Origin of the sequence: Terrabacter sp. 2YAF2 (assembly GCF_052114705.1) — a bacterium.
GTDB lineage: Bacteria > Actinomycetota > Actinomycetes > Actinomycetales > Dermatophilaceae > Terrabacter.
In genome coordinates, this window is sequence record NZ_JBFRFG010000012.1 from 92363 (window position 1) to 104706 (window position 12344).

General features: G+C 72.3%; 9 protein-coding genes. 4 read left to right on the forward strand and 5 right to left on the reverse strand.

The window, feature by feature from the left end:
• Positions 1-31 precede the first annotated feature (31 nt).
• Both AB4030_RS14425 and AB4030_RS14430 read left to right on the forward strand, forming a co-directional pair.
• Entirely contained in the window at positions 32-1198 is a 1167-nt protein-coding gene (locus tag AB4030_RS14425; RefSeq protein WP_442279895.1) for a MalY/PatB family protein, read from the forward strand.
• Entirely contained in the window at positions 1191-2942 is a 1752-nt protein-coding gene (locus AB4030_RS14430) for a DNA polymerase (protein ID WP_442279896.1), read from the forward strand. The genes AB4030_RS14425 and AB4030_RS14430 overlap by 8 nt, the downstream gene beginning before the upstream one ends.
• Positions 2943-3033: 91 nt before the next feature.
• Here AB4030_RS14430 and AB4030_RS14435 read toward each other — a convergent pair whose 3' ends face one another.
• Complete coding sequence (locus AB4030_RS14435) at positions 3034-3960, reverse strand: proteasome assembly chaperone family protein (protein ID WP_442279897.1); 927 nt, start codon at positions 3958-3960, stop codon at positions 3034-3036.
• A gap of 97 nt (positions 3961-4057) precedes the next feature.
• On the reverse strand, positions 4058-8083 hold the full coding sequence (hrpA, locus tag AB4030_RS14440) for an ATP-dependent RNA helicase HrpA (protein WP_442279898.1): 4026 nt from the start codon (positions 8081-8083) through the stop codon (positions 4058-4060).
• A gap of 192 nt (positions 8084-8275) precedes the next feature.
• On the opposite strand from hrpA, the gene AB4030_RS14445 reads away from it, so the two are divergent.
• Both AB4030_RS14445 and AB4030_RS14450 read left to right on the forward strand, forming a co-directional pair.
• Entirely contained in the window at positions 8276-9076 is an 801-nt protein-coding gene (locus AB4030_RS14445) for a hypothetical protein (RefSeq protein ID WP_442279899.1), read from the forward strand.
• A 382-nt stretch (positions 9077-9458) separates the two neighbouring features.
• Positions 9459-10067 carry a hypothetical protein gene (locus AB4030_RS14450; RefSeq protein WP_442279900.1) on the forward strand — a complete coding sequence of 203 codons (609 nt, stop codon included), beginning with the start codon at positions 9459-9461 and terminating at the stop codon, positions 10065-10067.
• Positions 10068-10080: 13 nt separating this feature from the next.
• On the opposite strand, the gene AB4030_RS14455 is transcribed toward AB4030_RS14450, so the two are convergent.
• The 3 genes from AB4030_RS14455 to AB4030_RS14465 are packed head-to-tail and all read right to left on the reverse strand — an operon-like array spanning position 10081 to position 12196.
• The gene (locus AB4030_RS14455) at positions 10081-11319 is read right to left on the reverse strand and encodes a lipid II:glycine glycyltransferase FemX (RefSeq protein ID WP_442279901.1); all 1239 of its coding nucleotides are present in this window, start codon (positions 11317-11319) and stop codon (positions 10081-10083) included.
• 24 nt (positions 11320-11343) lie between these two features.
• The gene (locus AB4030_RS14460) at positions 11344-11841 is read right to left on the reverse strand and encodes a hypothetical protein (RefSeq protein ID WP_442279902.1); all 498 of its coding nucleotides are present in this window, start codon (positions 11839-11841) and stop codon (positions 11344-11346) included.
• The gene (locus AB4030_RS14465) at positions 11834-12196 is read right to left on the reverse strand and encodes a hypothetical protein (RefSeq protein WP_442279903.1); all 363 of its coding nucleotides are present in this window, start codon (positions 12194-12196) and stop codon (positions 11834-11836) included. Before AB4030_RS14465 ends, AB4030_RS14460 begins: the two co-directional genes overlap by 8 nt.
• Positions 12197-12344 lie beyond the last annotated feature (148 nt).

Consider the following 12344-nt stretch of genomic DNA (forward strand, 5'->3'; position numbering starts at 1 on the left):
CCGCGTCGGTCCCCTCTCGTAGGGTCGCCCCATGGGCGAGACGAGAAGGACGCAGCCACCGATCCTCGGGGTGTCGCTGGCAGACCTGCGTCGTGACCGCACGTCCGTCAAGTGGGGCGTGCACGGGTCCGACGTCATCCCGATGTGGATCGCGGAGATGGACTGTGCCCCGTGTCCGGCCGTCGTCGACGCCGTGAGTGCCGCCGTGTCGCGGGGTGACACCGGCTACGCGTTGACCGAGGAGTATGCCGTCCAGGTCGCTGCGTTCGCGGACGCCGAGTGGGGGTGGGACTTCGATCCGCGGACGACCACCCGCGTGGCCGACGTCCTGACCGGCGTGACCCACCTCCTCGGCCTCTTCACCGACGCAGGGGGCCCGGTGGTCGTCAGCCCGCCGGTCTACAACGCCTTCTACGAGGTCATCGAGGCGTGCGGACGCCGGGTCGTCGAAGCGCCCCTCGGGGCCGACCACCGCCTCGACCTCGAACGGCTCGCCGAGGTCTTCGCCGGCCTGACCGCCGAGGGCGCCCGGACGGCATACCTCCTGTCCAACCCGCACAACCCGACGGGCACGGTGCACACCCCGGCCGAGCTGGAGGCGCTCGCGCGCGTGGCCGACGAGCACGGCGTGCGCGTCCTGTCCGACGAGATCCACGGGCCGCTCGTCCTCCCGACGAGCACCTTCACGCCCTACCTCACCGTGCCCGGCACCGAGCGCGGCGTCACCGTCACGTCGGCCTCCAAGGCGTGGAACCTCGCGGGACTCAAGGCGGCGATCATCGTGCCCGGCGACGCGGCCGTCGACGACGTCCGCCGGCTGCACCCCTTCGTCACCTTCGGCGCGAGCCATCTGGGCGTCATCGCCCAGACGGCGGCCTACCGAGACGGTCGCGGCTGGCTCCACCGGCTCGTCGACGAGCTGGACGCGAACCGGCACCTGCTCGCCGACCTCGTCGCTGAGCAGCTGCCCGGCGCCCGTCTCGTCGTGCCCGAGTCGACCTATCTCGCGTGGCTCGACCTCACCGATGTCGGCCTCGGCGACGACCCGGCGGGTGAGGTGCTGCGCCGTGCTCGCGTCGCGCTCTCCCCCGGGCCCATCTTCGGCTGTGGTGGGCGCGGACATGCTCGGGTCAACTACGCCACGTCACCCGAGATCCTCCGCGACGCGGTGGGCCGGATCGCGAGCATCCTTGAGTGACGAGGAGCCCGGGCCCCCGCCCGTCGCGCTCGTCGTCGGCCCGCACGGGGCGTATGCCGTGGGGCCGGGTGTCGACGAGCCGTGGCCGCTCGGCGACGTGACACGCCGCTTCGTCGAGGCCACGGGGCGTCTCGGACCGCGATGGGTCGTGTGGTCGGCCGCGTCGACGCTGCGGGGTGTCGTCGGCGCCGGCGTCGAGGTGTCGCGCACGTGGGACCTCGCGGAGGCACACCGCATCGTCCACGGCGGCTGGTGGGCTACCCCGGGCCACGTCGTCGCGGGCTGCCGCGGGCTCGACGAGGCCGCCGTGCCGGCACCACGTGCACCGCGCCTGAGCGGCTTCGACGGCGATCTCTTCGACGTCGCGGCCGGTGCCGACCTGGACCTGCTCACCCCCGACGGCCATCTGAGGGCCGACGCACTGGGATGGGCGACGGACGAGACGAGGCTGCGCGAGCTCGCGCTGCTGGCCCTCGACTGCCAGCGGGCTCAGCGCGAGGCTCTAGGTCGCATCGGGGGCTCGCACGTCGCCCGCCTCGAGCGCACCGTGTGGTCCGAGTCCGCGGCCGCCGTGCTCTGCCTCGAGCTCGAGCGCGACGGGCTGCCCGTCGACCGCGCGGCGGCCGAGGACCTCATCGCCGCCTCCGCAGGAGCCCGACCGCTCGACGACGCGGACGCCGCACGCATCCGCCGAGAGCGTGACGCACTCGTGCTGCGACACGCTCGCGGCCGCGAGCGCACCGACCTGCGCAACCCCGCGCAGGTGCGTGACCTGCTCCTGTCCGCCGGCGTCGACGTGCCCAACACCCGCGCCTGGGTGCTCGAGCCCTACCGGCACACGCACCCACTCGTCGACGCACTCCTGCGCTGGCGCAAGGACGAGCGGATCGCGACCACCTACGGCTACCGGTGGCTGGACGACCACGTCGGGTCCGACGACCGGCTGCGCGGCGGCTGGACGGCGTGCGACGGCGCGGCCGGCCGCATGACGGCCCAGAACGGCCTGCACAACCTGCCGGCCCCCTTGAGACCCGCGATCTGCGCCGCACCGGGGCACGTCTTCGTCCGGGCCGACCTCGGCCAGATCGAGCCTCGGGTGCTTGCGGTCGTCAGCGCCGACCGGGCCTTCGCCGAGGCGACCCGCGCCGACGACCTCTATGCCCCGGTGGCGGCCAAGCTCGGCGCCGACCGACCCAAGGCCAAGGTCGCCGTGCTCGCGGCGATGTACGGCCAGCGTTCGGGGGCGGCGGGTGAGGCCCTCAAGGACCTCGAGCGCGCCTACCCCGTGGCCATGGGGCTGCTCGACCGCGCCTACGCCGACGGTGTGGCGCGTCGACCGGTGCGCACGTGGGGCGGCCGGCTCATCCGCTTCGGCGGCGTGCCCCTGCCGGCCCTCGAACCGGGTTCGCCCGAGCCGTCAGGCAACGCCGAGTTCGCGGCCACCGGCGCCGACGGCGCCCGCGGCCGCTACGCGCGCAACGCGATCATCCAGGGATCCGCCGCCGAGCTCTTCAAGGCCTGGGCGGCAACGGTGCGCCACGCGGTGCGTCCGCTGGGAGGCCAGATCGTGCTGTGCCTGCACGACGAGCTGCTTGTGCACGTGCCCGAGCAGCAAGCCGCAGCCGCCGCAGCCGCCGTCGAGGCCACGCTCACGAGCGCCGCCCGCACCTGGGCCGGCACCGACGAGGTCCGCTTCGTCGCCGACACCTCCGTCATCCGCCGCTGGAGCGAGGCGAAACCCTGACCAGCCGGACGGTCAGTGGGTCGAGGTGATCGGCGACCAGAGCCGGTAGCCGGATACCTCCATCCACCTGTGGGATCGGGAGCGGAGACTGCTACTGCTCGTCGTCCTCGGTGACGTCCTTGAGGAACGCCTCGAACTCGGCGCCGATCTCGTCGGCCGTGGGCAGGTCGGACAGGTCGGTGGCGAGCAGGTTGCGCTGCTGGCGTCCCTCGAGGAAGGTGTCGTACTGCTGCTCGAGGGCCCGGACGACCGCCGTGATCTCGTCGGACTCCTCCATCTGCCGGCTGATCTCGGCGCGGTTGAGCCCGGCGGTCGCCGCGAGCTCGCGCAGGTCGAGGTCGAGGCCGGTGGCGGCACGCACGCGCTCGAGACCGAGCACGGCTGCGTCGGCGAACTCGCTCTGTCCGAGGTAGTGCGGCACGTGGACGGCGAAGCCGATGGCGTCGAGACCCGCCTCACCGAGCCGGAACTCGAGCAGGGACGAGAAGCTCGCCGGCACCTGGACCGTGCCGAACGCCGGGTCGTTGCCGGTCACGAGACGCGGGTTGGTGCCGTGGGCGGTGACGCCGAGGGGACGGGTGTGGGGCACGGCCATGGGGATGCCGTGGACGCTGACCGTGAGGTCGACACCGAACGTCCTGATGAGCGCTGTCGTGGCCTCGACCATGCGGTTCCACTGGTAGTCCGGCTCGGGGCCGACGAGGAGCAGGAAGGGCACGCCCTCCTTGTCGACGACGCGGTGGAGCAGCAGGCTCGGATCGTCGTAGCTGCTCCAGTGGTCGCGGTCGAAGACCATGACGGGGCGGCGCCCGCGGTAGTCGAGCAGCTGGTCGACGTCGAAGGAGGCGATGACGCGCGAGTCGTGCGTCTCGAGGATGTGGTCGGCCATCAGTCGCTGGGTGTGGCCGGCGTCGATGAATCCGCCGAGGGCGACCACGAGCACCGATGCCTGCAGCTCCTGGAGCTGGCTGGGTGAGGTGTCGCTCTCGAACTGGAAGAGCTCGGTCGGGTCCTGCACGGGTCTGGCCTTTCGTCGTACGGGGTCGAAGGGTGCAACGCCCCGCTCCATCCCATGATTCCCCAGCGCAGGGCGTCGGCGCGGGACGCGGGACGGGTCAGCCGCGGACCTTCGCGATCGCCTTGAGGATGCGCTGCGGCGAGACGCTGTATGCCGTCCCGACCGTCTGCGCGAAGAGCGACACCCGCAGCTCCTCGATCATCCAGCCGATGTCGACGACGTCGGCTGCGCCGCGCTGGGCGGGCCGCAGCGCGTCGAGCAGGTCGGCGTAGCGGCCCTCGACGAGGTCGACCTGCTCGAGGGCCTGTGCGTCGCGCGCCAGGTTGGCCGGTGCCTTGTCGAGCCGGTGGGCGATCGCCCGCAGGTAGCGGTCGAGGTCAGGGAGCCGGCGCAAGCCCGTGTCGGCGACGAACCCCGGCCGCACGAGCTCGCGCAGCTGCGCGCGGACGTCGGCGAGCATCGGGCGGATGGCAGGGCTGCTCGAGCGGTCGAGCTCGGCGAGGCGGTTGGTCAGGGCGAGGTGTTTGGCGAGGATCGGCTCGACGAGGCCGACGACCTGCACGACCTTGGCGCTCGTGTGGGTGCGCACGGCTGACAGGGCCCACTCGAAGTCCTCGCGGCTGCGCACGGTGTGGTCGGCGCGATCAGTGACCGCGTCGTCGCGGATGGCGTCGACGGCGGCGGCCAGGCAGTCGTCGAGCAGTGCCGGGACGCTGCCGTGCGGGTTGTGCCCGAGTGCGAGCTTCTGGCTGTTCGTCAGGCGGGCGAGGATCTGCTTCCATGGCGGGCTGATGCCGAGCAGGAGCAGTCGTCGCACGCCGAGGCGGTGCTCGGCGTCGGCCTCGGCCCGGGTCGGAAGCACGCGCAGGTCGACGGCAGCCCCGGTGTCGACGAGGGCCGGGAAGCCCTGGATGCCCTGAGCGCCCTCGAAGGACTCGGGCACCCCTTCGTCGGGGAACGACGTGAGGCCGGGGCGCTCGATGCCGGACCCCGCCCGGCTCACCTGACGACGCAGCTGTGGCGCCGCGGTGTCGCGAACGGCCTCGAGGTCCTTGCCCGTGGCGATGGGTCGGCCGTCCGCGCCGTCGACGCTGAAGGTGACCTGCAGGTGCGGCGGCACACGGTCGGTCTCGAAGTCGGCCGGCGTGACGGCCACCCCGGCCCGGCGTCGCAGCACCGTCGCGAGCGCCACGAGCAGCGGGCCCGACGTCGGGTCGAGGTCGGGCAGGACGGCGCGCGCATGGTCCGGCGCGGGCACGAGGTTGCGGCGGATCCCCTTGGGGAGACTGCGGATCAGGGCCGTGACGAGCTCCTCGCGGAAGCCCGGCACCTGCCAGTCGAAGCCCTCGGGCGTCACCTGGTTGAGCCGCTCGACGGGGATGTGGACAGTCACGCCGTCCTGTGCCGACCCGGGCTCGAACTGGTAGGTGACCGGCAGGACGTTCTCGCCCTGGGTCCACGTCGTCGGGTGGTCCTCGTCGGCGATGCTGCCCGCGCTCTCGCGCAGGAGCAGCTCCTCGGTGAAGGTCAGCAGGTCGGGCGTCTGGCGCCGTGCCTTCTTCCACCACGTGTCGAAGTGACGTCCCGAGACGACATCGGCGGGAATCCGCTTGTCGTAGAACGCGATCAACGTGCTGTCGTCGACGACGATGTCGCGCCTTCGCGTGCGGGCCTCGAGCTCGCCGAGCCGCTCGACGAGGGCCGCGTTGTCGCGGAGGAAGGCGTGCTCGGTGTGCCAGTCCCCCTCGACGAGGGCGTGACGGATGAAGAGGTCGCGGGCGAGCTCGGGGTCGACGCGACCGAGGCCGACGACGCGTCCGACGACGAGCGGCACCCCGTAGAGCGTGACCCGTTCGGTCGCGACGGCCGAGCCGCGCTTGCCCGACCACCGCGGCTCGGAGTACTGCCGCTTGACGAGGTGCTCGCCCAGCTGCTCGGCCCAGACCGGGTCGATGCGCGCGTTGACCCGGGCCCACAGGCGACTCGTCTCGACGAGCTCCTCGGCCATGACGAACTGGGGCTGCTTGCGGAAGAGCGCCGACCCGGGACTGATGCCGAACCGCGTGCCGCGGGCGCCGGCATACTCCCGCTTCTGCTCGTCGCGGACGCCGACGTGCGAGAGCAGGCCGGCGAGCAGCGACTGGTGGATCGCGTCGGCGTCGATCTCGCCCTCGCCGACGTGGACGGTCCCGCGGCTGACGTCGAGCCCGGCCGACTTGGCCGCCTGCTTCACCTGGCTGTGGAGGTCCTGCCACTCGCGGATGCGCAGGTAGTGGAGGAACTCGGCCTTGCACATCCGGCGGAAGGCGCTGCTGCTCAGCTCCTTCTGCTGCTCCTTGAGGTAGGCCCAGAGGCCTAGCCAAGTGACGAAGTCGCTCGTCTCGTCGGCGAAGCGCTTGTGCGCGGCGTTGGCGAGCTCCTGCTTGTCCTGCGGCCGCTCGCGCGGGTCCTGGATCGACAGGGCGGCGACGATGACGAGCACCTCGCGCAGCACCCCACGCTTGTCGGCCTCGATGACCATGCGGGCGTGGCGGGGGTCGATGGGCAGGGCTGCGATGGTGCGGCCGTATGCCGTGAGGCGACGTCCCGGGCGCCGCCGACCTCCCGCGGCGGGCTGGTCGTCCTCGGGCGAGAAGGCCTGGAGCTCCTCGAGGAGCCGGACGCCGTCGGTGATCTGGCGGCTGTCGGGCGGGTCGACGAACGGGAAGCGGGCGATGTCGCCGAGCCCCAGACTCGTCATCTGCAGGATGACGGACGCGAGGTTGGTGCGCAGGATCTCGGGGTCGGTGAACTCGGGGCGGCTGGCGTAGTCGTCCTCGGAGTAGAGCCGGATCGCGATGCCGTCGGAGACACGGCCGCAACGGCCTGAGCGTTGGTTGGCGGAGGCCTGGCTCACCGGCTCGATGGGGAGTCGCTGGACCTTGGTGCGCTGGCTGTAGCGGCTGATGCGCGCCGTGCCGGTGTCGATGACGTAGCGGATGCCCGGGACCGTGAGCGAGGTCTCGGCGACGTTGGTGGCCAAGACGATTCGGCGGCCGGTGTGGGAGGAGAAGACGCGGTGCTGCTCGGCGGCCGAGAGGCGTCCGTAGAGCGGGACCACCTCGGTGACGGGCAACTTCATCCCGTTCAGGGCGTCGGCGGCATCGCGGATCTCGCGCTCGCCCGAGAAGAAGACGAGGATGTCGCTGCTCGTCCCGGAGTGCCGCTCGGTCCACAGCTCCTCGACGGCCTCGCAGACGCCGGTCACCATGTCGCGCTCCTCGGCCTCGGGACGGTCGGGGTCGACGAGCGGGCGGTAACGGATCTCGACGGGGAAGGTGCGGCCCGAGACCTCGATGATCGGGGCCGGCTCCCCCGTGGCAGGGTCGGCGAAGTGCTCGGCGAAGCGTTGGGGGTCGATCGTCGCCGAGGTGATGATGACCTTGAGGTCCGGGCGCCGAGGGAGCAGCTGCTTGAGGTAGCCGAGGATGAAGTCGATGTTGAGGCTGCGCTCGTGGGCCTCGTCGATGATGATCGTGTCGTAGCGGCGCAGGTCGCGGTCGCGCTGCATCTCGGCGAGCAGGATGCCGTCGGTCATGACCTTGACGAGGGTGTCGCGGCTGCTCTGGTCGGTGAACCGGACCTGGTAGCCGACGGCGGTGCCGAGCTCGACGGCCAGCTCCTCGGACAGGCGCTCGGCGACGGCGCGGGCCGCGATGCGCCGCGGCTGGGTGTGGCCGATGACGCCGTCGAGGCCCCGGCCGAGCTCGAGGCAGATCTTCGGGATCTGGGTCGTCTTGCCCGAGCCGGTCTCTCCGGCGATGACGACGACCTGGTGGTCGCGGATCGCGGCCGCGATGTCCTCACGCCGGTCGACGACGGGCAGGTGCTCGGGATACGTGATCGGCGGAACCGTGGCCGCCCGCGCGGCGCGGCGGGCCTCCCGCTGCTCCGGTGTCAGGCTGGGGCCACCCTGGCGGTGCGGAGCCGGGCCGCGACCGGAGCTGCGACGCTCGCTCGGCTCCACGGACGTCTGGGACCTCGCGGCCGCCTGGGACGCCGTCTCCCCCGTGGCCCGTCGGCGGCGACCGCGACGTCGGGGTGGCCGCGAGCGCGCGGGTGCGTTCGCGGGCTCGTCGGGCATGGTCGACAGGATAGGCGCGCGACGCGGCACGCTCCGAACCGATATCCCGCGTGCCGACTGACCGTCTCCGGATGCCGGGCGCCGCGGATCGGTCGCGGGCATGGGAACGCCGCGCCGACCCGAGTGGTCCGAGGTGCGACGACGGGGCTCCAGAGGACCTACCGTGGTCCCACCCGTCGAAGCGAGGCACTGTTGTCCGATCCAGATCGCCTGCGTCCGGTCCTCCCGGACCCGCAGCAGGACCGGCACGTCTCCTTCCCGGACGATGCGCCGGACGATGTGTCGAACGGGGCCCCCGACCGTGCGCCGGGCTCCGGTCCGGCTCCGTCGGGCCCGGCCCTGCCGCCCGAGGCCTGGGCGCCCCAGCCAACTAGTCAGGACCCCGCGAGGCACGAGCCGACGGCATGGTCCGCACCGGTGCCGCCGACGCTCACCACGCCACCGACCAGGCCGGCTCGCCGTCGACGTCGGTCGGGCTGGCTGCTGCTGCTCGTGCCGCTCCTGCTCGGCCACTTCTCGAGCGGCTCCGACGAGTACTCCTACACCGGTGGCAGCAGCACCGGCATCGAGGTGCCCATGGGCGGAGACCTGCCGGCCGGGGTCGACCCGATGTCGGTCGACCCCGTGACGGTCGAGCTGGCGGGCGACACGTCGGGCGTTCTCCCGGCTTTACCAGGCAAGCCCAAGACCGTGGCGGTGCCCGGCGGTGCCGCCGCGCTTCGCGTCGAGGTGGTGAGCCTCCCCACGGCCGATGCCGCCCCTTCGGCGGACGTTCTGGTCCAGACGTTTGCCAACGACTCCGCCACCGACACGTCGTCCAGTGCGCTCCCCTTCGCCGCAACGGTGCACCTGAATGAGCGGCCGTCGCGCCTTCACGTGACGGCCAGCGTGGTGTCCGGAACGGGCCAGCTGCAGTGCCGCGTGTATGCCGGGAGCCGGCTGGTGGCCATCAGCACCGGAGGCGCCACGGTGACCTGCACGCCCGAGATGTGACGAGACGCCGCCGAGCAACGCGAGAGAACGCCCGCTGACCAGCGGTGCAGACTGCAGGAACAGACAGGGGGACGACGTGTCAGAACAGCCCACAGGACCACTGGGCAACCGTCCGGACCCGACACGCGATGCCACCGTCGCAGCCATCACAGATGCGCCCAGCACGATGCCGGCTGTGGGCGCCGCGCCCCCCGTCGACCCACCTGACACGCCCGACGATGTCTACGGGCAGGGCGCACCTGCGGGGCCGCCGGCATACGACACGTTTTTCGGGCGGGAGACGCCAGCCGAGCCCAGCTGGGTGCCGCAGCGCTCCGCGGCTCAGCCCCGCGGCCACGTGCCTCCGCAGCCCGGCCCGCCCGTGCCCCCCGACCCTCGCACGGTGGAGCTTGGTGGCGGTCACGCGGCCCGGCTGCTCGGCGGACGCCTCCAGGCGTGGCACGTCGTGGCGATCGTCGTCGGAGTCATCGTGCCCATCGGCTTCTGGGCTGCGTCAGGCCTCGCGGACGACCTCGACCCGGTGGCCCGGCCCGCCGTCGGCGTCACCCGACACCGGCCCACGGCGACCCGGACGGCTCCACTTCCGACGGCCCCCATGCCGACCCGGTCGGGCACGATGCCGCTGCCCAGGGGCGTCACGGTCCCGGCCATCCCCGTCACACCCGTTCCGGCGAACGCCCGGACCATCCGCTTCGAGGCGTATGCCGAGAAGGGCGCCCGCATCGAGGTGTCGCTCTCGGACGCGGCTCACCACCGCTACGACTACCCCGCGCAGGCCGCACCGCTCGCCTTCGAGACACCCGTCGACCCGGGGGCGACGAACAACGACTACTTCAGCCTCCGGGTCCGGATCAGTGACCCCACGGGGTCCGGGGTCACCGGCGCGGTGTCGTGCCGCATCGTGGTCGACGGGGTCGTCGTCACGGCGCAACAGGGCCAGGACTATGCGACCTGCTCCATCAGCCCCTACTTCGACATCAGACGGCGGTGACGGTGGCGGCAGCTCAGATGTCGGCGCCGTCCTCCGCGGCGCGAGCGCCGTTGCGGCGCTTGTTGATCGCGATGCGGGCAGCCATGGCGCGGGCGAAGGCGAAGTGCCAGAACCTGCTGAGGACGAGCTCGCGCTCCCCCACCATCTCGACGACGTCGGCGCCGGCGCCGAGCTTGAAGAGCAGCAGCCCGGTGAGGGGGCTCGTGGCCCCGAGCGAGGTGTTGAAGCCCCGGAAGTCGTAGGCCTCGCACCCGGCTGCCGCGGCGTCGCGCATCGCCTGCCACTGCAGGGCGTTCGAGGCGCGGGCGTCGCGGTTGCGCTCGGTCGAGCCCCCGTAGAGGTAGGAGAAGGTGCGGCCGAACCGGATCATCAGCGCCGACGCGAGCACGTCGCCGTCGACGTGGGCCTCGTAGAAGCACGCCGATGCCGCCCCGTCTCTGCCGCCGTCGGACGTGAACGAGTTGGCCATGACCTCGAAGTACGCCTTGGGCCTGGGCAGGAAGTGGTCGCGCTCGGCCGACTCGACGTAGAGAGCGTGGAAGGTGTCCAGACCCTCCGGGCCGACGGTGCGCACCTGCACCCCGGCCTTCTCGGCCTTCTTGACGTTGCGGCGCCACTGCTGGTTCATGCCCTTGAGGAGGTCCGCGTCCGTGCGGTCGCGCAAGTCGACCACGCAGAGCAGGCGGGGCTGGCCGACCGCGACGCCGTCGGCACCGAGGGCGAGCCACTGGTTGCGGTCGAGCCAGGCTTCGAGGCGGCGGGCGGCGGGGTTGTCGACAGCGGCGGGGAGGCTCGTGAAGCTGAGCAGGCCGTTGTCGACGACCTGCTTCTTGACCGGCTCGCGGTCCCAGATGCGCGAGACGACGGGGTAGCCGAGGCGCAGCGCGAAGGCCTTGGTGCTCCTGGCCCACGCGACGAGCGGGTCGATCCAGGCCGACGGGTCGGTCGCGACGACGTCCCAGGGCAGGCCGGGGCCCTCCGGCAGGTAGGCGTAGGACCGGGAGAGGCGCGGGATGGTGCGTGAGAGCACGAGGCCCGCACCGACCCGGCGGCCCGAGGCGTCGAACCAGCCGAGGTGCGTGCGGCGCCAGCCCGCCTTGGCCCGGCCCCAGGCGGGCGTCTGGAGGAAGCTGCCGCCGAGCTCGAGGAGGGTCTCGACGGCCTCGTCGGCGCTGATCTCGCGAACCGTCAGGGGGCCGGCGACGGGTGTCGCCTGCGTCGTCGGCGCAGGGGCAGGGGTCTGCTCGGTCATGGCGGCAACCCTATCGGCGACGCGTCAGTCCGCCGACTGCGCCACCTCGGCGGCGGAAGCAGCACTGGCGCGGGCCGTGCGGCGGATCCACCACAGGCCGACGAGTGGCAGGAGGAGCGGCACGAAGCCGTAGCCCTGCCCGAAGTGTGACCAGACCGTCTTGTCCGGGAACGCCTGAGGTCTGAGCGCCGAGACAGTCCCGACGACGAGGACGCCGACCAGCTCGACGGACAGGGCGATGGTCGCGAGGCGCACCGACGCCCGGTCACCCCGTGCGAGCCCGACCGTCGCGACGAGGTAGATGACGGCCGCGACCGCCGAGAGGATGTAGGGCACCGGGGCCCGGTCGAAGTACTCGCTGATCTGCAGGATCGAGCGCCCCGTGGCGGCGAGCGCGAGGAGGCCGTAGACCGCGACGAGGAGACGACCGAAGCCGTGCCCGGTGTGCGGGGACTCGTGCTGCGACTCGTCGTGCGGCTCCGGCTGGGAGTCGGGCGGAGATTGGCGTTGCGGCTCAGGCATTGAGGCTCCAGACCTGCTGCAGACGGGCGACGAGGATGGCGACGACGAAGGCGCCCCCGAGCACGACGCCCATCGCCCACTGCGTCTTCTCCTTGACGGCGATGACGATCGTGGCCGGGATGACGAGCAGCACCGTGAAGAGGTAGGCGATGAAGGTCGCCCGCTCGGCGCCGTTGCCGATTGCAGACGCCTTGGCCAGGCCCACGACGAGCTGCACGAGCAGCGCGAGCTCGATGGCGGCGCCGACGACGATGACCGGGTCGTCGACGAGACGGCCCCGGAGAAGGTGGTGCGCGGCCATCAGGGCCAGCACGCCGCTCGCGACGAGCAGCACGACGGTCAGGGGTTGCAGCACGCGAGAAGCCTACGGCGTCGCCCTGGGGCGCCACGGGTCGGGCCGCGCCGTCCGCACCGGCGTCGAGGGCTGGACCGCACGTCCGGATGGATCGCGCCGGACGGTAGTTTTCCTGTGCGCCGCCCCCGAGGCGCGCCACCCCCAACGT

Excerpts from the sequence above, each read along its gene's own strand:
- AB4030_RS14425 (WP_442279895.1), top strand. The coding sequence starts at position 32 with ATGGGCGAGACGAGAAGGACGCAGCCACCGATCCTCGGGGTGTCGCTG.
- AB4030_RS14455 (WP_442279901.1), bottom strand. The coding sequence starts at position 11,319 with ATGACCGAGCAGACCCCTGCCCCTGCGCCGACGACGCAGGCGACACCC.
- hrpA (WP_442279898.1), bottom strand. The coding sequence starts at position 8,083 with ATGCCCGACGAGCCCGCGAACGCACCCGCGCGCTCGCGGCCACCCCGA.
- AB4030_RS14460 (WP_442279902.1), bottom strand. The coding sequence starts at position 11,841 with ATGCCTGAGCCGCAACGCCAATCTCCGCCCGACTCCCAGCCGGAGCCG.